16 protein-coding genes are annotated in these 23,602 nt (G+C 73.0%); 6 read left to right on the top strand and 10 right to left on the bottom strand.

The genetic code is table 11. The features are described 5' to 3' along the window. Positions 1–8 precede the first annotated feature (8 nt). The 3 genes from ABZ693_RS19015 (at position 9) to ABZ693_RS19005 (ending at position 2,426) form a co-directional block, all read left to right on the top strand. Positions 9–1,097: an ABC transporter permease gene (locus tag ABZ693_RS19015; protein ID WP_359878333.1), complete on the top strand. Its 1,089-nt coding sequence runs from the start codon at positions 9–11 to the stop codon at positions 1,095–1,097. Further along, positions 1,094–1,774, top strand: a complete 681-nt coding sequence (locus ABZ693_RS19010; protein ID WP_359878330.1) for an ABC transporter ATP-binding protein — start codon at positions 1,094–1,096, stop codon at positions 1,772–1,774. Before ABZ693_RS19015 ends, ABZ693_RS19010 begins: the two co-directional genes overlap by 4 nt. Before the next feature lie 160 nt (positions 1,775–1,934). After that, positions 1,935–2,426 carry a DUF2871 domain-containing protein gene (locus ABZ693_RS19005; protein WP_359878329.1) on the top strand — a complete coding sequence of 164 codons (492 nt, stop codon included), beginning with the start codon at positions 1,935–1,937 and terminating at the stop codon, positions 2,424–2,426. A gap of 49 nt (positions 2,427–2,475) precedes the next feature. Here ABZ693_RS19005 and ABZ693_RS19000 read toward each other — a convergent pair whose 3' ends face one another. Then, a complete protein-coding gene (locus tag ABZ693_RS19000) occupies positions 2,476–2,664 on the bottom strand; it encodes a S1 RNA-binding domain-containing protein (RefSeq protein ID WP_359878327.1) in 189 nt (62 codons plus the stop codon). After that, on the bottom strand, positions 2,607–3,272 hold the full coding sequence (locus tag ABZ693_RS18995) for a DUF6817 domain-containing protein (protein ID WP_359878325.1): 666 nt from the start codon (positions 3,270–3,272) through the stop codon (positions 2,607–2,609). Before ABZ693_RS18995 ends, ABZ693_RS19000 begins: the two co-directional genes overlap by 58 nt. Positions 3,273–3,400: 128 nt before the next feature. Here ABZ693_RS18995 and ABZ693_RS18990 point away from each other — a divergent pair, with 128 nt between their 5' ends. Then, entirely contained in the window at positions 3,401–5,689 is a 2,289-nt protein-coding gene (locus ABZ693_RS18990; RefSeq protein ID WP_359878322.1) for a HelD family protein, read from the top strand. A 22-nt stretch (positions 5,690–5,711) separates the two neighbouring features. Here the strand turns inward: ABZ693_RS18990 and glgB are convergent, their stop codons facing one another. The 5 genes from glgB to ABZ693_RS18965 all read right to left on the bottom strand — a co-directional run bounded on the left by glgB (position 5,712) and on the right by ABZ693_RS18965 (position 14,690). Beyond that, positions 5,712–7,949: a 1,4-alpha-glucan branching enzyme gene (gene glgB, locus ABZ693_RS18985; protein ID WP_359878320.1), complete on the bottom strand. Its 2,238-nt coding sequence runs from the start codon at positions 7,947–7,949 to the stop codon at positions 5,712–5,714. A gap of 52 nt (positions 7,950–8,001) precedes the next feature. Beyond that, positions 8,002–9,459: a maltokinase N-terminal cap-like domain-containing protein gene (locus ABZ693_RS18980; protein WP_359878317.1), complete on the bottom strand. Its 1,458-nt coding sequence runs from the start codon at positions 9,457–9,459 to the stop codon at positions 8,002–8,004. A gap of 243 nt (positions 9,460–9,702) precedes the next feature. After that, a complete protein-coding gene (gene treS / locus ABZ693_RS18975; RefSeq protein WP_359878315.1) occupies positions 9,703–11,400 on the bottom strand; it encodes a maltose alpha-D-glucosyltransferase in 1,698 nt (565 codons plus the stop codon). Beyond that, positions 11,397–13,409, bottom strand: coding sequence for an alpha-1,4-glucan--maltose-1-phosphate maltosyltransferase (locus ABZ693_RS18970; protein WP_359878313.1), 2,013 nt, complete (start codon positions 13,407–13,409; stop codon positions 11,397–11,399). Before ABZ693_RS18970 ends, treS begins: the two co-directional genes overlap by 4 nt. A 333-nt stretch (positions 13,410–13,742) precedes the next feature. Next, the gene (locus ABZ693_RS18965) at positions 13,743–14,690 is read right to left on the bottom strand and encodes an SDR family oxidoreductase (RefSeq protein WP_359878311.1); all 948 of its coding nucleotides are present in this window, start codon (positions 14,688–14,690) and stop codon (positions 13,743–13,745) included. 117 nt (positions 14,691–14,807) lie between these two features. On the opposite strand from ABZ693_RS18965, the gene ABZ693_RS18960 reads away from it, so the two are divergent. Both ABZ693_RS18960 and glgP read left to right on the top strand, forming a co-directional pair. After that, a complete protein-coding gene (locus tag ABZ693_RS18960) occupies positions 14,808–16,010 on the top strand; it encodes an AraC family transcriptional regulator (RefSeq protein ID WP_435842467.1) in 1,203 nt (400 codons plus the stop codon). A 199-nt stretch (positions 16,011–16,209) separates the two neighbouring features. After that, a complete protein-coding gene (gene glgP / locus ABZ693_RS18955; RefSeq protein WP_359878310.1) occupies positions 16,210–18,882 on the top strand; it encodes an alpha-glucan family phosphorylase in 2,673 nt (890 codons plus the stop codon). Positions 18,883–18,955: 73 nt separating this feature from the next. Here the strand turns inward: glgP and ABZ693_RS18950 are convergent, their stop codons facing one another. The 3 genes from ABZ693_RS18950 to ABZ693_RS18940 all read right to left on the bottom strand — a co-directional run bounded on the left by ABZ693_RS18950 (position 18,956) and on the right by ABZ693_RS18940 (position 23,410). Next, entirely contained in the window at positions 18,956–20,470 is a 1,515-nt protein-coding gene (locus ABZ693_RS18950; protein WP_359878307.1) for a sensor histidine kinase, read from the bottom strand. Further along, entirely contained in the window at positions 20,463–21,119 is a 657-nt protein-coding gene (locus ABZ693_RS18945; RefSeq protein WP_359878304.1) for a response regulator, read from the bottom strand. Before ABZ693_RS18945 ends, ABZ693_RS18950 begins: the two co-directional genes overlap by 8 nt. A gap of 257 nt (positions 21,120–21,376) precedes the next feature. Further along, positions 21,377–23,410, bottom strand: coding sequence for a M4 family metallopeptidase (locus tag ABZ693_RS18940; protein ID WP_359878301.1), 2,034 nt, complete (start codon positions 23,408–23,410; stop codon positions 21,377–21,379). Between the last annotated feature and the right edge of the window lie 192 nt (positions 23,411–23,602).

Here is a 23,602-nt window from a genome sequence, read left to right as displayed (position 1 = left end):
CCAAAGCCGTGTTCGTCGCCTGGAGAGACCTCAAGTTCGCCAAGGGGCGCTTCGCCCTGATGGGGACCGTCATCGTCCTCATCACCCTGCTGGTCGGCCTGCTGTCCGGTCTGACCGCCGGACTGGGCCAGCAGAACATCTCCGCCATCACCGGCCTGCCCGCCGACAAGATCGTCTTCCAGGCGCCCAGCGGCGGCCAGGACGTGTCGTACGCCAACTCCACCGTCACCGAGAAGCAGTGGCAGCAGTGGTCCAAGGCGCCGGGCATCACCAGCGCCGAACCGCTGGGCATCACCACCACCAAGGCCACTGCCGGGGACCGGAGCACCGGAGTATCCGCCTTCGGAGTCCGGCCCGGCTCCCCCCTCGCCCCGGGCGGCGACACGATCGACGGCCGGTCGGTGGTGCTGTCCACGACGGCCGCCGACGACCTCGGCATCAAGGCGGGTGACGCCTTCACCCTGGCCGGACAGAAGCTGACCGTGGCCGCCGTCAAGGGCGACGCCTCCTTCAGTCACACCCCGGTGATCTGGACCAGCCTCGATGTCTGGCAGAAGACCGCACGCACCACCACCACCGGTGACGGCCCGGTAGCGACCGTGATCGCCCTGAACACCACCTCCGGCACCGACACGGCCGCCGCCGACAAGGCCGCGGGCACCAAGACGCTTTCCAAGGACGATTCGCTGTCCGCGATCGGCTCCTACACTTCCGAGAACGGCTCCCTGCAGCTGATGCGCGGCTTCCTGTTCGCCATCTCAGCCCTGGTCATCGGCGCCTTCTTCACCGTGTGGACCATCCAGCGCAGCGGCGACATCGCCGTCCTCAAGGCGCTCGGAGCCTCCACCGCGAACCTCCTCAAGGACGCGCTCGGCCAGGCAGTGGTCCTGCTCGCCGGCGGCACCCTGCTCGGCACCGGCATCGCCGCGGGTCTCGGGGCGCTCGTTTCCGGCAGCGCGGTGCCCTTCCTTCTCACCCCCGCAACCGTTCTGTTCCCGGCCGCCGTGATGATCCTCCTCGGCGCCCTCGGCGCGGGCCTGTCCATCCGCCGCATCACCTCCGTCGACCCGCTGACCGCCCTGGGGAGCGCCCGATGAGCCTCAACCTGACCGACATCACCCTCACCTACCCCGACGGCGACAGCCGCCTGACCGCCCTGGACCAGGTCACGCTGGACGTCCCCAAGGGCAGTCTCGCCGCCGTGATCGGCCCCTCCGGGTCCGGCAAGTCCAGCCTCCTGGCCGTCGCCGCCACCCTCATCACCCCCGACAGCGGCACCGTCACCATCGACGGAACTCTCACCACCGGGATGAGCCGCGGCGAGCTCACCGACCTGCGCCGCCACAAGATCGGCATTGTCTTCCAGCAGCCCAACCTGCTGCCCTCGCTGACCGCCGCCGAACAGCTCCAGGTCATGGCCCAGCTCGACGGCCGCTCACCGGCCAAGGCCCGCACCCGCGCCCTCGACCTGCTCGACGCGGTCGGCCTGGCCGACCTCGCCGGCCGCCGCCCGCACCAGCTCTCCGGCGGCCAGCGCCAGCGCGTCAACATCGCCCGCGCGCTGATGAACGACCCCACCGTCCTCCTGGTCGACGAACCCACCAGCGCCCTCGACCACGAACGCGGCGCCGCGATCATCGACCTGATCACCCGCCTCACCCACCAGCAGGCCACCGCCACCGTCCTGGTCACCCACGACCGCACCCACCTCACCGCCGTCGACCAGATCGCCGAAGTCCACGACGGCCGCCTCCGCCACCCCGCCCAGAGCTGAACTGTGGTCCCCGCCCAGAGCTGAACCGTGGTCCCGGCCGGGGCGTGCCGCCTCGCCGGGGCCACCACACGCCCGGCCTGCTCTCCGACACCCGCCCGCTCCCCACCCCCGCCGACTGCGGACACCACGGCCCCACCACAAGCAAGGAGCCCACCCCCTCATGAGGAAGCTCTACTACTCCGCCGTCCTCTACACCGTCCTCGGCCTGGCCGCCGGCCTCTCCTACCGGGAACTGACCAAGGCCAACGACTTCACCGGACCGACCCAGCTGGCCGTGGTCCACACCCACCTGCTCACCCTCGGCACGCTGGTCTTCCTGATCACCATCGCCCTGGAGAAGACCCTGCACCTGACCCGCGGCCGGTTCTTCTCCGCGTTCTTCTGGACCTACCACGCCGGGCTCGTCCTCACCACCGGCCTCATGACCGTCCACGGCACCCTGACCGTGCTCGGCAAGGACACCAGCCCCGCGATCTCCGGAATCGCGGGCATGGGCCATATCCTCCTCACCCTCGCGCTGGTCTTCTTCTTCATCTGCCTGCACCACCGTCTGCGCCCCGACCTCACCGCCACCACACGGAGCGAGGCCGATGAGCGGACCGAAGCAGCAGGTCTCGCGGCTGACACCGCACAACGAACCACCCGGGCCTGACATCGTCCGACCCCGCACCAGGGCTCCCGTCAGGTCCCACCGGCGCGGATCACGCCGGGACGAGCCGGACCCGGCGGGTCGGCAGGTCGATCGCGGCCACCTCGACGTCCGGCTCCTCGCGCACGACGACCACGTCCTCGTCGTGCCCGAAGCGCTCCCAGGACAGCCCGGCCGCGCTGATCATGCCCTCGACGCCACCGAGTTCGACGAAGACTCCCCAGGGCTCGACGCGTGACACGACCCCGGCGCGGACCTCACCTGACCGGAGCCCGCGCGGGAAGGCGCGCGTTCTTCGCCGTCCCGTGCGAGCAGCCCCCGTACGTCCTCGGCCGCCGCCTCGCTCAGCAGCGGCCGCCACCGGGTGAACAGCTCCAGGAGTTCCCCGCCCCACCGTTCGCGGAATTCCGGGTCGACGGCCGCGAGGTCGAGTTCGTTGGCGGCGGTGAGTTCCGCGAAGTCGGCCCGCTGCCGTGCCGTCGGGAGGAACGCGCGGTCCGTGAAGCGGTCACGGAAGAGGCCGTCGTGGCGGGTCAGGCCGGCGTAGGAGAATTCCCGGTCGCAGCTCGCGTAGAAGTGGACCAGTTCCTCCGCCTCCGCCCCGATCGCCGCCGCCAGTTCGCCGCGCCGCTCCAGGGGGAGCAGGCTGCCGGCGAAGCCGTCGGTGCCGTAGAAGGCGTGGCAGAGGCCGGCGAGCCGCAGGTCGGGGCGGGCGTTCCAGGCGGCGAGGCGGGAGGTGACCCGCCCGAGGTGGGCGAGGAGGGTGCCGCCGGGATGGGGGAGTGCGGCGGCGCCGCAGCGGATCAGCAGGTCATGGGCCGCATCGAAGGCAGCCGAGTCGCTTCCCATGAAACACGAAAATACCCCGACTAGAATGGCAGTCGGGGTTGTGTGTCACGTATATTGATGGATTCCGTGTCCAGATAAAAAGGCGCGGGAACCATCCCTGAAAGTACTGTATCGCGTCGGGAGTCGAATTGTCAACCGAGGAATTTCGGAAAGAGCAGGAATTCATCACCGGGCTCTACGCACGTCTCGACGACCTGCGGGACCAGGCGGAGGCCGGTGTCGCCGCCGCCCTCGCCGCCCCCGGCGCGGGCAGCGCCCAGGCGCGCCTGGAGCGGGACGTGCTGGTCGCCGAGCAGTCGGGGCTGCTCGCCGCGCTCGACGCGGGCGAGAGCGGGCTGTGCTTCGGCCGGCTGGTGTTCCGGGACGGGCGCGACCATCACATCGGCCGGATCGGCATCCGCGCCGACGACGAGCACCGCACGCCGCTCGTGGTCGACTGGCGCGCCGAGGTCGCCCGGCCGTTCTACCTCGCCACCGGCTACGCCCCCATGGGCCTGAGCCGTCGCCGGCATCTCACCACCAAGGGCCGCGAGGTCGTCTCGCTCCACGACGAGGTGCTCGACCTCGCCGACACCACGCGCACCGGCCACGAGAACCGTGACGCCGACGAGGTGCTGCTCGCCGCGCTCGACGCCGCCCGCACCGGCCGGATGCACGACATCGTGCAGACCATCCAGGCCGAGCAGGACGGCATCATCCGCTCCCCGCACCGCGGGGTGCTCGTCGTCGAGGGCGGCCCCGGCACCGGCAAGACCGCCGTGGCGCTGCACCGCGCCGCGTATCTGCTGTACGCGCACCGTGAGCAGCTCGCCAAGCGCGCCGTGCTGATCGTCGGCCCCAACCCCGCCTTCCTCGGCTACATCAGCAACGTCCTGCCGTCCCTCGGCGAGACCGGCGTCCTGCTCGCCACCCCCGGCGAACTCTTCCCCGGCGTCGAGGCCACCGGCACCGACACCCCGCGCGCCGCCGCGGTCAAGGGCTCCGTGGCCATGGCCGGCGCGCTGGCCGCCGCCGTCCGCGACCAGCAGCGCGTCCCCGAGCGCGACGCTCCGTTGACCGTCCCGCACGACGACGGTGATCTGGTCATCGACTGGGGCATGGCGCTCGAAGCCCGGCACAAGGCCCGCGAGACCCGGCTCCCGCACAACCTGGCCCGCCCCTACTTCGTCTTCCACATCCTCGACGCGCTCGCCGAGCAGCTCGCCGACCGGATCGGCGCCGACCCGTACGGCGGCCCCAACTTCCTCGGCCCCGACGACCGCGCGCAGCTCGCCAAGGGCGTCGCCGCCAACCCCGACGTGCACGCGGCCCTCGACGGCCTGTGGCCGGCCCTCACCCCGCAGCGCTTCCTCGCCGACTACCTCGCCGAGCCCACCCACCTGGACGATCCGGCCGACCTGGCCGCGATCCGGCGCCCCGAAAGCGGCCCCGACGGTGGCTCGGACGGTGGCCCGGACGGCGACGCCGCCTGGACCCCGGCCGACGTCCCGCTGCTCGACGAGGCCGCCGAACTCCTCGGCGAGGACGACTCCGCCGCCCGCGCCGCCGAGGAGGCCGAGCGGCAGAAGCGGATCGCGTACGCCCAGGGCGTCCTCGACGTGTCCTTCGCCTCCCGGACCTACGAGTTCGAGGACAAGACGGAGCTCGACAAGGACGCCTCCGAGGTGCTGTCCGCGCACGACATCATCGACGCCGAACGCTTCGCCGACCGCCACGAGGAGGCCGACCACCGCAGCGCCGCCGAACGCGCCGCCGCCGACCGTACCTGGGCCTTCGGCCACATCATCGTCGACGAGGCGCAGGAGCTGTCCGCGATGATGTGGCGGCTGCTCATGCGCCGCAGCCCCACCCGCTCGATGACCCTGGTCGGCGACCCCGCGCAGACCGGCGACCCGGCCGGCGTCGGCTCCTGGGAGGGGATCCTCGCGCCGTACGTCGAGGACCGCTGGGAACACGTCCGGCTCGGCGTCAACTACCGCACCCCGGCCGAGATCATGGCCGTGGCCGCCGCCGTGCGCCGGGTCGAGGACCCGGGGTTCGAGCCGCCCAGCTCGGTCCGCTCGACCGGGGTCGAGCCCTGGGACCGCAGCGTGGAGGACCCGGTGAAGGAGACCGCCGACGCGGTCGCGGCGGAGCTGGCGGCGCACGCCGACGGACGGCTCGCGGTCATCGCGCCCGAGGACCTGCACCCCGGGCTGATCACCGCGCTGCCCGGGGCCGCGTACGGGGCGAAGCCCGACCTGACCCGGCGGGTGGTGCTGCTCGACCCCCGCCAGGCCAAGGGCCTCGAATTCGACACGGTCCTCGTCGTCGACCCGGAGGGCATCCGGGACGGTGCCACGCACGGCGTCAACGACCTGTACGTGGCGCTGACCCGGGCCACCCAGCGGCTCGGGATCGTCCGCCGGGCGGACTGACCCGCCCGGCGCCGGGGGGTGATCAGGCGGGCTTGAACCAGACCGTCGCCAGCGGCGGCAGCGTCGTCCGCAGGCTCGCCAGGCGGCCGTGCCACGGCACCGACTCGGTCTTCACCGGGTCGGTGCTCCCGACGCCGCCGCCCCCGTACCGGGCCGCGTCCGTGTTCAGCACCTCCGCCCAGGCGGCGACGGTGTCGGGCACCCCGAGCCGGTAGTCGTGCCGGACCACCGGCGAGAAGTTGCACACCGCGAGCAGCGGGGTGCCGGTCGCGTCGAAGCGGAGGAAGGCGAAGACGTTGTCCTCGGCCGCGTCGCCCGCGATCCACTCGAAGCCCTCGGGCGAGGAGTCCCGCTCCCACAGTGCGGGCGTCGCCGCGTACATGGTGTTCAGGTCGCGCACCAGATCCCGTACGCCGCGGTGGTCGGCCTCCGCCCCGTACGACGGGTCGAGCAGCCACCAGTCCGGGCCGTGGTCCGCCGACCACTCCGATCCCTGAGCGAACTCCTGCCCCATGAAGAGGAGTTGCTTGCCGGGGTGGGCCCACATGAAGCCCAGGTACGCGCGGTGGTCGGCGCGCCGGCGCCACCAGTCGCCGGGCATCTTCGACACAAGGGCCCGCTTGCCGTGCACGACCTCGTCGTGCGAGATCGGCAGGATGTAGTTCTCGCTGTACGCGTACACCATCGAGAAGGTCATCTCATGGTGGTGGTACTTGCGGTGCACCGGGTCCTTCGTCATGTAGCCGAGGGAGTCGTGCATCCAGCCCATGTTCCACTTCAGCCCGAAGCCGAGACCGCCGAAGCCGCCCGGCCCCACCTGGTTGGTCGGCCGGGTCACGCCGTCCCAGGCGGTGGACTCCTCGGCGAAGGTGACGACACCCGGACAGCGCCGGTACAGCGTGGCGTTCATCTCCTGGAGGAAGGCCACCGCGTCCAGGTTCTCCCGCCCGCCGAACTCGTTGGGCAGCCAGTCGCCGCCCTCGCGCGAGTAGTCGAGGTAGAGCATGGAGGCGACCGCGTCCACGCGCAGCCCGTCGAGATGGAACCGCTCGCACCAGTACACCGCGTTGGCGACCAGGAAGTTGCGCACCTCCTTGCGCCCGTAGTCGAACACCAGCGTCCCCCAGTCGGGGTGCGCGGACCGGCGCGGGTCCTCGTGCTCGTACAGCGGACGCCCGTCGAACTCGGCCAACGCCCAGTCGTCGCGCGGGAAATGGGCCGGCACCCAGTCCATCAGGACGCCGATCCCGGCTTGGTGCAGCGCGTCGACCAGGAAGCGGAAGTCGTCCGGGGTGCCCATGCGGGCGGTCGGCGCGTAGAAACCGGTGACCTGATAGCCCCAGGAACCGTGGAAGGGGTGCTCGGCGACGGCCATGAACTCCACGTGGGTGAAGCCCAGATCGGCGACGTACGCGGGCAGCTGCTCAGCGAGTTGACGATACGTCAGGCCGGGTCGCCAGGACGGCAGATGGACCTCGTAGACCGAGATCGGCGCCTCGTGGTGCGGCCGTGCCCCGCGCCGGGCCAGCCAGTCCGCGTCCTGCCACACGTGATGGTCGGCGGTCACCACGGACGCGGTGTCCGGCGGGCACTCGGTACGGCGTGCCATCGGGTCGGCGCGCAGGGTGTGGGTGCCGTCGGGCCGGGTGATGTCGAACTTGTACAGCGCGCCCTCGCCGACCCCCGGCACGAACAGTTCCCAGACCCCGGACGAGCCGAGCGAGCGCATGGGCAGCGCGGTGCCGTCCCAGTACGTCCAGTCGCCGCCGACCCGCACCCCGCGGGCGTTCGGCGCCCAGACCGTGAACCGGGTGCCCGCCGTGCCGTCGTGGGTCATGACCCGGGCGCCGAGGGCGGTCCACAGCTCCTCGTGCCGGCCCTCGCCGATCAGATGCAGGTCGAGTGCGCCGAGGGCCGGCAGGAAGCGGTACGGGTCGTGGACGGCGAGCTCGGCGGCGGAGTCGTACCGCACCCGCAGCTCGTACGCGGGGATCTTCCGCAGCCGCGGGACCAGCGCGGAGAACAGGCCGTCGCCCTCGGAGCGGAGCGGGACGCGGCGGCCCTGGGGGAGCAGGACGGCGACCTCCTTGGCCCACGGGCGCAGTGTGCGGAAGACGACCCCGCCCTTCACCGGATGGGCGCCGAGCAGCGCGTGCGGGTCGTGGTGCTCGCCGGCCAGCAGCCGGGCGCGGTCGTGGGGGTCGAGGGCCGGCGCCGGGCGGGCCGTCCGGTCGGGTCGGGCGGGGCGGGGAGCGGTCACCGGAAGGGCCTCCTGGGTGGGGGTGGGGGCGGGTCGGTCACGGGGCGGGGCGTCATGGCACCGTGGCGAGGCGGGCGATCGCCGCCATCGGGACGGGCAGCCAGTCGGGGCGGTGCCGGGCCTCGTAGAGCACCTCGTACACGGCCTTGTCCGTCTCGTACGCGCGCAGCAGCGCCGGGTCGTCGCGCGGGTCGGCGCCCGACGCCTCGGCGTATCCGGCGCAGTAGGCGTCCCGGCAGCGGGCGGACCAGTCGGGGTTCCACGGCTGGTGGGTGCGGGCCGCGTAGTCGAAGGAGCGGAGCATGCCCGCGATGTCGCGGACCGGCGGGTGCGAGGTGCGCCGCTCGTCCAGCGGCTTCGCCGGCTCGCCCTCGAAGTCGATGACCGTCCAGGCTCCGTCGGAGCCGCGCAGCGTCTGCCCGAGGTGCAGGTCGCCGTGGACGCGCTGGAGCCGGCCGGTGCCGGTCGCGTCGCCGGCCGCCGCGAAGACCGCCCGCAGACCGGGGACGTACGGCAGCAGGGCGGGCACCGCCTGCGCGGCGGCGTCCAGGCGGGTGCCCATCGCGGCGGCGAGCGAGGCGGCCCGGTCGCGTTCCAGCCGCTCGGTCGGCAGCGCGGTCGCGAGCGCCAGGTGCACCTCGGCGGTGGCGCGGCCGAGCGCGTGCGCCTCCGTCGTGAACTCCCGGCCGTCGGCGAGCGCGTCGAGGGCGAGCCGCCAGCCGTCCCGCGAGCCGCGCAGATACGGCTGGAGGACCCCCAGCGTGGCCGCGCCCGCCTCGAACCAGGCGACCGGCGCGGGGACCCGGGCGCAGCCGGCCCGGGCGAGGGCGAGCGGCAGCTCCAGGTCCGGGTTGGCGCCCGGCGAGACCCGCCGGAAGATCTTCAGAATGAACGATTCCCCGAAGACCAGTGAGGAGTTGGACTGTTCGGCGTCCAGCACCCGGGGCGCGAGCGCGGGCGGCAGCGCGGTGCCGGTGTGGAAGCGCAGCGGGCCGGTCCGGCCGGGGGTGCGCAGCCGCTCGTACAGCAGCCCGGCGAGCCGGGGGTCGCGCAGCCCCTCGTAGACGGTCCGGCCGGCCAGCGGGCCCTGCCGGATCCGGCCGATCAGGGCGGGCGCGAGACGGGGCGGCAGCTCCGGCCGTACGCCGAGGAGCAGCTGGTAACAGTCGGCCGGGGCGCCGGCCGGCCGACCGGGCTGCTCCACCCGGACGAGCAGGTGCAGCAGCCCGGGGCCGGTGCCGTCGAGGGGCAGCAGCTCGGTGGCCGACTCCAGGGTGAAGCCGGTGACCGGGCGGCCCTTGCCCGCGAACCAGCGCTGGCGGGGCAGCCAGGTGCGCAGCAGGGGAGCGAGGGCGGGCAGGAGGGCGCGTCGCGGGCCGGCGGACGTGACGGACGTGACGGACGCGGTGGTCTCGACGGCTGCGTCGGCCTCGGTGGATCCGGTGGCTTCAGCGGATCCGATGACCTCCGCGGACGCGGTGGACTCGGTGGTGGATGCGGTCTCCGGCATGGCAGCGCGTCCTTTCCCCGGGGCACACACGTGTCGTTTGTATGTGTTTGCTTTCAAATGCGCCGAGTGTCGCGGATGGCGGCGTGGAGTGTCCGGCTGTGGGGGGACGTGTCGGAGGGGAAGATCCGTTTGGGCCCGTCGCGCGCGCCCGGATGGGCCCGGACGGGCGCGGGCCGATCAGGGGACGGCCCGCGCCCGTGCGGGGAGGTGCCGGGAGAGTGCGGGGGCGGTGCCGGGAGGGCGTCAGGAGGGCTTCAGCCGGAACCAGTAGAAGCCGTGCCCGCCGACCGTCAGCAGGTACGGCAACTCCCCGACCGCCGGGAACTCCACTCCGCCGATCAGCTCCACCGGCCGCATCCCGGCGAAGCGCCGCAGGTCCAGTTCGGTGGGCTGGGCGAAGCGCGAGAAGTTGTGCACGCACAGGACCAGGTCGTCCTCGAACTCGCGGAGGAACGCGAGCACCGCCCCGTTGGACGACGGCAGTTCGGTGTACGAGCCGAGCCCGAAGGCCAGGTTCTCCTTGCGCACCTCGATCATCCGCTTCGTCCAGTGCAGCAGCGAGGACGGCGACGCCGTCCCGGCCTCCACGTTGGTCACCTGGTAGCCGTGTACCGGGTCCATGATCGCGGGCAGGAACAGCCGGCCCGGGTCGCAGGAGGAGAAGCCGGCGTTGCGGTCCGGCGTCCACTGCATCGGGGTGCGCACCCCGTCCCGGTCGCCGAGCCAGATGTTGTCGCCCATGCCGATCTCGTCGCCGTAGTACAGCACCGGCGATCCGGGCAGCGAGAAGAGCAGGGCGGTGAACAGCTCCATCTGCCTGCGGTCGTTGTCGAGCAGCGGGGCGAGCCGGCGCCGGATGCCGATGTTGGCCCGCATCCGCGGGTCCTTGGCGTACTCGGCGTACATGTAGTCGCGTTCCTCGTCGGTGACCATCTCCAGCGTCAACTCGTCGTGGTTGCGCAGGAAGACGCCCCACTGACAGCCCGCCGGGATCGCCGGGGTCTTCGCCAGGATCTCGGAGACCGGGTGGCGCGACTCGCGCCGTACCGCCATGAAGATCCGTGGCATCACCGGGAAATGGAACGCCATGTGGCACTCGTCGCCGCCCGACGGGAAGTCGCCGAAGTAGTCGACCACGTCCTCCGGCCACTGGTTCGCCTCGGCGAGCAGCACCGTGTCCGGGTAGTGGGTGTCGATCTCCTCGCGGACCCGCTTGAGGAAGGCGTGGGTCTCCGGCAGGTTCTCGCAGTTGGTGCCCTCGCGCTGGTAGAGGTACGGCACCGCGTCGAGCCGGAAGCCGTCGATGCCCAGGTCCAGCCAGAACCGCAGCGCGGACAGGATCTCCTCCTGGACGCGCGGGTTCTCGTAGTTGAGGTCGGGCTGGTGCGAGAAGAAGCGGTGCCAGTAGTACTGCCCGCGGACCGGGTCGAAGGTCCAGTTGGACGACTCGGTGTCGACGAAGATGATCCGGGCGTCCGCGAACTGCTTGTCGTCGTCGGCCCAGATGTAGTAGTCCCCGTACGGCCCGTCCGGGTCGGTGCGCGACTGCTCGAACCACGGGTGCGCGTCGCTCGTGTGGTTCATGACGAAGTCGATGATCACGCGCATACCGCGGGCGTGCGCCGCGTCGACGAACTCCACGAAGTCGGCCAGATCCCCGAACTCCGGGAGCACCGCGGTGTAGTCGGCGACGTCGTAGCCGCCGTCGCGCAGCGGGGACTGGAAGAACGGCGGCAGCCACAGACAGTCCACGCCCAGCCACTGCAGATAGTCCAGGCGCGAGGTGATGCCCTTGAGGTCGCCCACACCGTCGCCGTTGCTGTCCTGGAAGGAGCGGACCAGGACCTCGTAGAACACCGCCCGCTTGAACCATTCGGGGTCGCGGTCCTGGGCCGGGGTGTCCTCGAAGGTGTCGGGGACGGGTTCGTTGACAGTGGTCATGATGCGGGTGACCCTCCGGTCTGCGGGGACGGTCGCAGGGCCAGCACGTGCGCGGGAGCGACCCCCGGCTCCAGGCGTACGTAGGCGGTCCTGCCCCAGTGATAGTTCTCGCCGGTGAGCTCGTCGCGCACCGGCGCGGTCTCGTGCCAGGCGAGGCCGAGTTCCGGCATGTTCAACGAGACCGTGGCCTCCTGGGTGTGGTGCGGGTCCAGGTTGGCGATCACGATGACGATGTCCGTACCGGAGCGTCTGCTGTACGCGATCACGGCGTCGTTGTCGGTGGTGTGGAAGGTGAGACCGCGCAGCCGGCGCAGGGCCGGATGGCGTCGTCTGATCCGGTTCAGCGCGGTGATCAGCGGGGCGATCGAGGTGCCCGCGCGCTCCGCCGACTTCCAGTCGCGCGGCCGGAGTTGGTACTTCTCGGAGTCCAGGTACTCCTCGCCGCCCGCGCGCAGCGGGGTGTTCTCGCACAGCTCGTACCCGGCGTACATGCCCCACGCGGGGGAGAGGGTCGCGGCGAGCACCGCCCGTACCTCGAAGGCCGGCCGGCCGCCGTGCTGGAGATAGGCGTGCAGGATGTCCGGGGTGTTCACGAACAGGTTGGGCCGCATGTGCGCGGCCAGCTCGCCCGTCAACTCGGTGAGATAGTCGGTGAGTTCGGCCTTGGTGTTGCGCCAGGTGAAGTACGTGTACGACTGCTGGAAGCCGACCGCGCCCAGCGTCCGCATCATCGCGGGCCGGGTGAACGCCTCCGCCAGGAAGATCACGTCCGGGTCGGTGCCGTTGACCGCGCCGATCACCCGCTCCCAGAACACCACCGGCTTGGTGTGCGGGTTGTCCACCCGGAAGATCCGCACGCCGTGGTCCATCCAGTGCCGCAGGATCCGCACCGTCTCGGCGACGATGCCGTCCATCCCGTCGCCCGCCTCGTCGAACGCCAGCGGGTGGATGTCCTGGTACTTCTTCGGCGGGTTCTCGGCGTACGCGATCGAGCCGTCCGGGCGGTGCCGGAACCACTCCGGATGTTTCTCCACCCACGGGTGGTCCGGCGAGCACTGGAGGGCGAAGTCCAGCGCGATCTCCAGGCGCAGTTCGCGCGCCCGGGCCACGAAGGCGTCGAAGTCGTCGAGCGTGCCCAGGTCCGGATGGACCGCGTCGTGCCCGCCCTCCGGCGAACCGATCGCCCACGGCACGCCCACGTCCTCGGGGCCCGCCGTCAACGCGTTGTTCGGGCCCTTGCGGTGGGTGAACCCGATCGGATGGACAGGCGGCAGGTACACCACGTCGAAGCCCATCGCGGCGATCGCGGGCAGCCGCTTCGCCGCCGTACGGAAGGTGCCCGGGACGGTCTTGCCGCGGACCTTCCGGACGCCCTCCGAGCGCGGGAAGAACTCGTACCAGGAGCCGAACAGGGCCCGCTCCCGCTCGACCCGCAGCGGCAACGCGGGGGAGGCGGAGACCAGTTCGCGCAGCGGGTGGCGGGCGAGGGCCGCGAGGACGCGGGGCGCGAGCGCCGCCGCGAGCCGTACCGCCGCCGGCCGCGCGTCGTCGCGCAGGGTGTCCGCGACGGCGAGCACCGCCTCCCGGTGACCGCCCCGCTTCGGCACCCCCTTCGCGGCCCGCTCGTGCAGCTCCGCGCCCTCGGCCAGGACGAGTTCGGAGTCGATGCCGGCCGGGATCTTGATCCGGGCGGCGTGCCGCCAGCTCTCCAGCGGATCGCCCCACGCCTCGACCGCGTACGTCCACTGCCCCTCGGCGTCCGGCGTCACCTCGGCGCCCCACCGGTCGGTGCCCGGCGCCAGCTCGCGCATCGGCGTCCACGGGCCCGGCCGCCCCGCCGGATCGCGCAGCACCACATTGGCGCCCACCGCCTCGTGCCCCTCCCGGAACACGGTGGCCGTGACCTCGAAGGTCTCGCCCACCACGGCCTTCGCGGGGCGGCGGCCGCAGTCGACCAGCGGGCGGACGTCCAGGACGGGAATGCGGCCGATGAGCGGGAGCGGGTTCACGGCATCACCTGACGGTTTGTGTGCGTATGAGCGGTGCTGCGCTCTTTCTAGCCGTGCCGACGGCGCGTCGGAGGCGGGCAGCGCCGGGCCGCCGCACGATCACCCGGACGGCGGTTATGAAGCGCGCCCACGGGGGTAGCGGCGCGGACCTGACGTACTCCGCACGAACGCGAGACCGGCCCCGTCCTGGGCGGACGGGGCCGGCTCGCCCTGGGGCCGGCCCGTGGCTCCGGTCCCAGGGGTCTCGATGGTCCCCGCGGAGGGCGGAGGGCGGAGGGCGGAGGACGGAGGGCGGTGGGCGGTGGGCCGCGGCAGGGCTTCTTCGCGTACGGCTCAGGCGGGCTGGTCCTCCGGATGGTTCGACCAGACGTGCCAGGGCTGCTCCGCCGCCCACTCCTCGGCCCGGGCCGGCGCCACCCCCAGCGCCTCCGCCGACATCCCGTCGTCGCCCGCGAGCAGCAGAGGATCACTGCCGGCCGCCAGATAGCGGTAGAGCCCCGTCACCCCCTCCGCCGTGTCCGGGCCCAGCAGCTGCGCGAGCCACCGCTCGAACAGCGCCGGCCGCAGCGGCGCGTAGCGCACCGGCCGCCCCAGGGCGTACCCGAACGCCTCCGCCAGATCCGTGCCCGTCAGCGTCGCCGCCCCGCCGATGTCGAAGACCCCGCCCTCCACCCCGTCCCGGGCGAGCGCCGCGTACACCGCCTCCGCCAGGCCCGTGTGCGACAGCCAGGCGACCGGCGCCGCGGCGGGCAGCGGATACGCCAGGACGCCCTCGTCGACCAGCGCCGGACCGTTCCACGGTGAGAACAGGTTGTCCAGGTACACCGGCGGCCGCAGCACCACCAGCGGCACCCCGCTGCCCCGGAGCACCGTTTCCGCCATCCGCCGGGTCTCGAACGCCGGCACCCCCGTCGGCTCCTGCGGCAGCCGGGTGTTGGCGTTGAACACCAGCCGGCGCACCCCCGCCGCGCGGGCCGCCCGCGCGAGGTTGCTCGCGTACCGGCGCACCCGCTCCGGCTCGTACACCAGCGGCATCGAGACGACCGCGTGCGTCGCCCCCTCGAACAGCCGCCCCACGGCCCCCTCGTCGGCGAGCCCGCCCGCCACGAACTCGGCGCCCGGCAGCGGCGGACGGTCCCCCTCCGGGCGGCGCGACAGCGTCCGCACCCGGTGCCCCCGGTCGACCAGCAGCCGGGCCACCGCCCCGCCCTGGAAGCCGGTCGCCCCCACGACCGCCACCCGCATCGGCCACGGCGCGGGCGTCGTGTTCTGACTGGACATGTGTGGAGGAGGCCCTTCGATATGGTGAGTGCGCTGCCGTGACCGGCCACTTCCAGGCTGTGGCGGCGGCGTCCTCCGTTCAATTAACAAATTGGGGCGGAAATTGAAGGATCGTCCATGGAATCCATGTCCCACCGTTCCGACCAGCGACCCGCCCCCCGCGGGCCGGACGACCGGAACGAGACAGATCACGACGACCTCTTAAGCGAGCTCCTCACCCCGTTACGCCTCACCGGCGTCCTCGACAGCCGCTGGCGCGCGGCCGCGCCCTGGGCGATCGAGGGCGACGCCACACGCGACTGCGCCGTCCTCCACTACGTCGTCGAGGGCGACTGCTGGATCACCGGCACCGGCCGGCCCCCGCTGCGGCTCGGCGCGGGCGACCTCGTCGTGCTGCCCACCGGAGCCGCCCACCGGCTCGCCGACCACCCCGGCAGCCGGGCCGAGCCGGTCAAGGCCCTGCGGCCCGGACAGCGGTCCGAACAGCGGTCCGGTTACGTGCCGGGGCAGCGGGCCACCCGGCGTACGGGACCGGACGGAACCGGCCAAGGACAGGGGGCGGTTCCGGGGCAGGCGCAGGCGCAGGCGCAGTCGCGGTCGCAGCCGCAGGCACAGGGCCCGAGGCCGCGGCGCGAGACCGTGCAGCGCGCCGCGCGGCGGGCCGTGCGCGGACCCGGCGAGATCCGGATCGGCGGCACCGGCGCCGAGACCCGGCTGCTGTCCGCCGGACTCCCGTACGACGCCGGCGCCACCACCGACCTCTACCGCTCGCTGCCCGGGGTCCTCGTCCTCGACCGCTCCCAGGTCGCCCGCGAACCGCTGCTCCGCGACACCCTGCTGCTGCTCGCCTGCGCCACCCGGCCCGTCGGCCCCGGCGACCGGCTCATCACCCTGCGCGCCTTCGAGATGGCCCTCGTCCTGGCGCTGCGCCCCCTGCTGTGCGACCTCGCCGCCGACCCCGAACACCCGGTCTACCCGGCGCTGTTGCGCAACCCCGGCATCCGGCGCGCCCTCGTCCTGATCGCCACCCGGTTCGCGGAGCCCTGGACCCTCGACGTACTCGCCCGCGAGGCGGGCATGTCGCGCTCCGCGTTCACCGCCGCGTTCCGCGACCTCGTCGGCGTCTCCCCGGCCCGCCACCTCACGGCCTGCCGGATGCGGGAGGCCGCCCGGCTGCTCACCGAGACCTCGCTGCCCCAGTCGGCCCTGCCCGCCCGGGTCGGCTACCAGAGCGCGGTCGGCTTCCACCTCGCGTTCCGCAAGTGGTACGGCACGACGCCCGGCGTCTACCGGGCCGACGACGGCGCCCACGGGCACTGACCGCCGGGCCGGCCGCCGGGCTGGTCGCGGGGGCCGACACGCGGCGGCCGATCCGCGCGGGCGGGACGGACGGGGGCAGACGACGGCAGACAGGGGAGGGGGCCGGGACACCCGGACCCTGCGCCGTCTGCGGGGCGCCGACCCGGCCCGCGCGTGGTGCTTCCGCTCCGCCCCGGCACCGCCTGCCAAGGTGGACCATGTGAAGGCAATCCGTCGATTCACCGTGCGCCCCGTCCTCCCCGAGCCCCTCCGCCCCCTCGCCGGCCTGGCCCGCAATCTGCGCTGGTCCTGGCACGAACCCACCCGGGACCTGTTCGCCACCGTCGACAGCGACCACGACGACCCCGTCCGCGCGCTCGGCGCCCTCGACGCCGGACGGCTCGCCGCCCTCGCCGCCGACCAGGACTTCCTCACCCGGCTGCGGGCCGCCGCCGACGACCTCGACCGCTACCTCACCGAACCCCGCTGGTACCAGCGGCGGGCCGCCGAGGCCGCCGGGACGGCCGACCCGCTTCCCGCCTCGATCGCGTACTTCTCGCCCGAGTTCGGCGTCGCCGCCGCCCTGCCCCAGTACTCCGGCGGCCTCGGCATCCTGGCCGGCGACCACCTGAAAGCCGCCAGCGACCTCGGCGTCCCCCTCGTCGGCGTCGGACTCCTCTACCGCCGCGGCTACTTCCGCCAGTCGCTCTCCCGCGACGGCTGGCAGCAGGAGCACTACCCGGTCCTCGACCCCGGCGAGCTGCCCGTCGCCCTCCTCCGCGAGCCCGACGGCACCCCCGCCCGGGTCACCCTCGCACTCCCCAGCGACCGCCGCCTCCACGCCCATATCTGGCTCGCGGACGTCGGCCGCGTGCCGCTGCTCATGCTCGACTCCGACGTCGAGGAGAACGCCCCCGGCGAACGCGAGGTCACCGACCGGCTCTACGGCGGCGGCAGCGAGCACCGGCTGCTCCAGGAGATGCTCCTCGGCATCGGCGGCGTCCGCGCCGTCCGTACGTACTGCCGCCTCACCGGCACCCCCGCGCCCGAGGTCTTCCACACCAACGAGGGCCACGCCGGCTTCCTCGGCCTCGAACGCATCCGCGAACTCGGGGCCTCCGGCTCCGGCTCGGGCTCGGGCTCGGGCTCCGGCTCCGGAGCCGGAATCGGGCTCGACTTCGACAGCGCCCTCGAAGCCGTCCGGGCCGGCACCGTCTTCACCACCCACACCCCCGTCCCCGCCGGCATCGACCGCTTCGACAAGGCCCTCGTCGCCCGCCACCTCGGCGACGACGGCGCCCTCCCCGGCGTCGACACCGCCCGCGTCCTCGCCCTCGGCGACGAGACCCCGCTCGGCGGCGACCCCGCCGTCTTCAACATGGCCGCCATGGGACTGCGACTCGCCCAGCGCGCCAACGGCGTCTCCACCCTCCACGGCGCCGTCAGCCGCGCCATGTTCGCCGGCCTGTGGCCCGGCCTCGACCCCGACGAACTCCCCCTCACCTCGGTCACCAACGGCGTCCACGCCCCCACCTGGACCGCCCCCGACCTCGGCCGGCTCGGCCCCGACGCCTCCGGCCGCGACCTGTGGGGCCTGCGCCGCCGGCTGCGCGAACGGCTCGTCACCGACGTACGGCGACGCGTCCGCGCCTCCTGGCGGCAGCGCGGCGCCGCCGCCGCGGAACTCGGCTGGACCGACTCCGTCCTCGACCCCGACGTCCTCACCATCGGCTTCGCCCGCCGCGTCCCCTCGTACAAACGCCTCACCCTGATGCTCCGCGACAAGGACCGGCTGCGTGAACTCCTCCTCCACCCCGACCGGCCCGTCCAGCTCGTCGTCGCCGGCAAGGCCCACCCCGCCGACGACGGCGGCAAACGGCTCGTCCAGGAACTCGTCCGCTTCGCCGACGACCCCCGCGTCCGGCACCGCATCGTCTTCCTCCCCGACTACGGCATGGAGATGGCCCGCGGCCTCTACCCCGGCTGCGACGTCTGGCTCAACAACCCGCTGCGCCCCCTCGAAGCCTGCGGCACCAGCGGCATGAAAGCCGCGCTCAACGGCTGCCTCAACCTGTCCGTCCTCGACGGCTGGTGGGACGAGTGGTACGAACCCGACTTCGGCTGGGCCATCCCCACCGCCGACGGCGCCCTCGCGGGTGACGAGGGCCGTGACGAGGCGGGCGACGCCGAACGTCGCGACGACCTCGAAGCCGCCGCGCTTTACGAACTCATCGAGCACCGGGTCGCGCCGCGTTTCTACGAACGCGACGCCGACGGAGTGCCCGGCGGCTGGACCGCGATGGTGCGGCGCACCCTCGCCGACCTCGGGCCCAAGGTCCACGCCGACCGGATGGTCCAGGAGTACGTCGAGCGGCTCTACGCCCCGGCCGCCGCCGCGCACCGGGCCCTCGGGCCCGCCGCCGCGCGTGAACTCGCCGCGTGGAAGGCGCGGGTGCGGGACGCGTGGCCGGGGGTGTCCGTCGACCATGTGGAGGTCGGAGCGGGGGTCGGCGTCGCCGACGGTGGCGGTGACAGCGACGGTGGCGGTGGTGGTGACGTGGAGCTCGGCGCGACCCCGGCCGTCCGGGTACGGGTCGACCTGGGCGGCCTGCGCCCCGAAGACGTCGAGGTCCAGGCCGTCACCGGGCGCGTCGACGCCGACGACCGGCTCCTCGACCCGCGCACCACCGTCCTGAAACCCGCGGGCGGCGGGCCCGACCTGGAGGACCGGATGCCGTACGAAGGGGCGCTGTCGCTGGACCGGACGGGGGCGTTCGGGTGCACGGTGCGGGTGCTGCCGGCGCATCCGCTGCTGGCGGGGGTGGCGGAGCTGGGGCTGGTGGCGGTGCCGTCGGAAGGGCGGGGCGGGGGTGCGGGGGTCTTGATGCGGTGATGCGGTGAGGCGGTGAGGCGGTGGGAGACGGCGTCGTGGGCCCCTGTTCGCCAGTGGGGGGGGGAGGGGGGAATCAGGGGAGCCGGGCCTTGTTCGCCAGATGGCCGTCCGTATAGCAGAGGCGGTAGACCGGGATCGCGGCCAAGAGGGTGGAGCGGTAGTAGAGGCACTCGTCCATGCCCGGGGGCTCGGCCGGGACGGCGTGGGGCGGGCCGTCGAGATGGCGGGAGGGGAGGGAGTGGGCGATGTCCGGGCGGGCGGTTCCGGTGTGGATGCGGGCGTAGTCCTCCGGCTCCAGGTAGGTCTGGTACTGGGTGTAGAGGCCCACGCCCGCCATGAGGAGGCCGAGGCCGGCCAGCAGGGCCAGCGGGATCCAGATGGCGCGGGCGAGGCCGCGCCGGACCTGGCGGCGGGCCAGGTCCAGTTCGTGGGCCGAACGGGGCGCGGTCGGGCGGGGGATGGGCGCGCGGAGGGGGAGCACGGCCGACAGGGCGAAGCCGCCGTCGGGGGTCGCCCCGTGCCGGAGGGTGCCGCCCGCGAGGCGTACGCGCTCGTCGAGGCCGACCAGACCGGTGCCGCCGGACGCGAGGCCGGGGTCGGGCGTGCCGTCGGTGGGCGGGGTGGTCACGTGGACGTGGACCCGGGCGCCGCCGGAGGCGTGGAGGCGGACCTGGACCGGGGCGCCGGGGGCGTGCTTGGCGGCGTTGGTGAGGCCCTCCTGGATGACACGGTGGACGGCGCGGGCGGTCATCTCGGAGGCCGGGCCGGTCGTGTCGTCGAGCGTGACCGTCAGACCGGAGGCGCGGGCGCGGGTCACCAGGTCGGCGATCGTCTCGTCCGGCGGGGCGACCGGGGCGTCCTCGCCGTCCTCGCGCAGGACGCCGATGATGTCCCGCAGCCGGCCGGTCGCGTCGGCGGCCGCGCGGCGCAGTTCGCCCGCCGCGCGCTGCTGCGCGGCGCCGAGCGCCGGGTCGAGTTCGAGCGCGCCCGCGCGCAGCGCGAGCAGGGCCAGGTCGTGGCCGAGGGAGTCGTGCATGTCGCCCGCGATCCGGGACCGTTCGCGCAGCCGCTCGCGGTCCGCGACCGCTTCCTGCTCGCGTTCCATCCGGTCGGCCAGTTCCCAGCCGCTGCGGACGAGCCGGTCGTACTGCCGTACGTAACGGCCGATCAGCCACGGCGCGACGACCGCGAGTGCTCCCGAGAGGAGCAGGGCGAACCACTGCGGGAGCGTGCCGTCGAGGGCCAGGATCCGGGCGAGGCCGGCCAGCGGGACCGCCGCGAACAGCCACAGCGCGGGCCGGGTCCGCTCCGCGCGGCGCCCGGCGAGATAGCCGAAGGCGACGAGCGCGAGCGCGTACGCGGGCGTGAACAGCTCGGGGCTCACGGCCAGCGATCCCGCGACCGTCAGGACGAGCGGCACCATCGGCCACCGCCGGCCCAGCGCCACCCCGGCCGCGAGCAGGGCCGCGCCGAGCGCGACCCGCGCCCAGGAACCGCCGTCGTCCGGGGCGGAGAGGAGGACGACGGGGACGCACAGCAGCAGCCACAGCAGGCCGTCGAACACCCGCTCGTGGACGCCCTCACGCATCCGGGACCAGGCCCGCCTCGTACGCGAGGATCGCGAGCCGCACCCGGTTGCGCAGCCCGAGCCGGCCCAGGACCGCGCTGACGTGCGCCTTCACGGTGGCCTCGACCACGTGCAGACGCTCGGCGATCTCCTGGTTCGACAGACCCGCGCCGACCAGCGCGACCACTTCCCGCTCGCGTCCGGTGAGCCCGGTCAGGCGGGTACGGGCGTCGGCGGCGCGGGTGAGACGGGGGCCGCCGAGGGTGTCGATGACCCGGCGGGCGACGGCGGGCGAGAGGAACGCGGCGCCCTCGGCGACCGCCCGTACCCCCGCGAGGAGTTCGCGCGGGTCCCCGGACTTCAGCAGGAATCCGCTCACCCCGCAGCCCAGCGCCCGTTCGATGTACGCGTCCTCGGAGAAGGTGGTGAGGACGACGAGCGCCGCGTCGGGCGCCACCCGCCGCAGCTCCTCGGCCGCGCCGAGCCCGTCGAGCCGGGGCATCCGGATGTCGAGGAGGACGACGTCGGGCCGGTGGAGGAGGGTGAGTCCGACCGCCTCGCGGCCGTCCCCCGCCTCCGCGACCACCTCGATCCCGGGGTCGGTGGCGAGGATCGCCCGTACCCCCGCCCGGATCATCGTCTCGTCGTCCGCCAGCACCACCCTGATCATCCGATCAGCCTAGTCATCACCGGCAGACGCTCCCGAACAGGACGGCAGGGGCACGGACGTCGTGGAGGTCTCCGCGGTGCCGATCCGCCCGATGCCCGATGCCCGATACGCGGTCGATCCGGTCTCTACCCGACGTGCTCGACTCGATGCCCCCGTACGACAGATGACGGTCCCCCGGGCGAAGTCGCCCGGGGGACCGTCATTCTGCTGTCGCATCAAGGCCGGTGGTAAGGATTCCGGCGGTCTGCCTCCCGGGGTTACGGGAAGGTCAGCTTGAAGCTGTTGATGTAGCCCGTGTCGCCGGAGTACATGTCCTGGACACGGAGCTTCCAGGCGCCGTTCGCGACCTCGCTGGAGGCGTTGACGGTGTAGGTCTCCGTGACGTTGTCCGCCGAGTCGCTGATGTTGGCGGCCTTCAGGGCGTAGACGGCGCCGCTGGGGCCGACGAGGTCGATCTTGAGGTCACCGCGCCAGGTGTGGACGATGTCCACGCCGACCTGAAGGTTGCTGGGCGCGTTGCCGGTGATGCCGGTCACGTTCAGGGTCGAGGTGACCGCGGCGGCGCCGCCGTCGGCGATCGCCACGTCGGTGTCGTTCGTGAAGACCTTGCCGTCACCGGGCGGGTTGCCGCCGCCGGGACGGGCGCCGACCGCGACGCCGGCCCAGGCGTTCTCGACGGCCGTGACCTCGGCGCTGCCCGCGCCGTAGAGGTCGGTGGCCGCGGCGACGGTGCCCGTGCGGGCGGCCGCGTAGTTGGTGGAGGACGTGAACTTGGTGCTCAGCGCCCGGAACCAGATCTTCTCGGCCTTGGCGCGGCCGATGCCGGTGACGGGCAGGTTGTCGGAGGTCGGCGAGTTGTAGGACACGCCGTTGATGACCTTCGCGCCGCTGCCCTCGGACAGCAGGTAGAAGAAGTGGTTGGCCGGGCCCGACGAGTAGTGGACGTCGACGTTGCCGATGCCGGAGTACCACGCGTCCTTGGACGCGCCGTCCTTGCTCGGCTTGTCCATGTAACGCAGCGGCGAGCCGTTGCCGTTGATGTCGATCTTCTCGCCGATGAGGTAGTCGCCGACGTCGCTGGCGTTGTTGGCGTAGAACTCGACCGCGGTGCCGAAGATGTCCGAGGTGGCCTCGTTGAGGCCGCCGGACTCACCGCTGTAGATCAGGCCCGCGGTGGCGGCGGTGACGCCGTGCGACATCTCGTGGCCGGCCACGTCGATGGCGGTCAGCGGCTTGTTGTTGCCGGCGCCGTCACCGTAGGTCATGCAGAAGCAGGAGTCCTGCCAGAACGCGTTGATGTACGCGTTGCCGTAGTGCACGCGGGAGTACGCGGCGACACCGTCGCCCCGGATGCCGGAGCGGCCGTGCACGTTCTTGTAGTAGTCCCACGTCATCGCGGCACCGAAGTGCGCGTCGGCGCCGGCGGTCTCCCGGTTGGAGGGAGTGCCGTTGCCCCACGTGTCGGTGGTGTTGGTGAAGAGCGTGCCGGTGCCGGAGCTGCCGCCCTTGAGGTCGTACGTCTTGTGGCCGCCACGCGCGGTGTCGGTCAGCGAGTACGAGGGGGCGGTGCCCAGGGTGACCTGGCCGCTGTACATCGTGTTGCCGACGCCGGTCTCGACACCCTGCCACTCGTACAGCTTGGCGCCGGTCGTGGCGTCGGTGACGACGTGCAGCTCGTTCGGGGTGCCGTCCTTCTGGAGGCCGCCGACGACGGTCTCGTAGGCGAGGACGGGCTTGCCGTCGGCAGCCCAGACGACCTTGCGCGGGGCGCGGTCGGCCTTGGTCTTCTCGGCGCCCTTCGCGGCGGCACGGCCGAGGGCCTGCTTCTCGGCGGCGCCCGGGGCGACGGAGGCGGCGGCGGTGTCGACCTTGGTGATGTCGGCCTTGGTCGCCTTGTCGACGGAGACGGTGGAGCCGGAGCTCTCGGCGACGATCAGGTCGCCACCGAGGACGGGCAGCCCGTCGAGGGTGCGCTCGTAGCGGGTGTGGAGGGTGCCGTCCGCGTCCTTGATGACGTCGCGGACGAGCAGCTTCTCCTGGGCGCTGAGGCCGAGCTTCTTCGCCGTCTTCGCCGAGTCCGCCTCGGCGGCCTTGATCAGCGAGGCGCGCTCGGCGGGGGAGAGCTTGGCCGGCATCTTGCCGGGGTTCTCCTTGCCGGCGACCGGTGCCTTGGACGCGGCACCGGCGTTCGAGGCGGAGGCGGTGCCGGTCTGGACGCCGACCACGATCATGGCCGCGGCGGCGATGAGGGCGCCGGTCGCGGTAGCGCGACGGCTGGGCGTGGATCTCACGCGGACTCCTTTGGCGAGGGGGGTTCCGGACGGCGGGGTGAGTCCGCCCGGCGGAGCAACAGCGCTGTGAAGCTGAGCGCAACACGTTCGGGTGATCAGGTGAACGTTGGTGCGATGAGCCGGGGGAGAGAGTTGCAGTTGCGGACGGCGCCTGTCAGGAGCGCGTCAACAACTTGGCCGAAAGCCGTCCGG

The organism is Streptomyces laurentii, assembly GCF_040635425.1.
Lineage (GTDB): Bacteria > Actinomycetota > Actinomycetes > Streptomycetales > Streptomycetaceae > Streptomyces > Streptomyces laurentii.
This window is presented reverse-complemented; position numbering and strand designations above follow the sequence as displayed.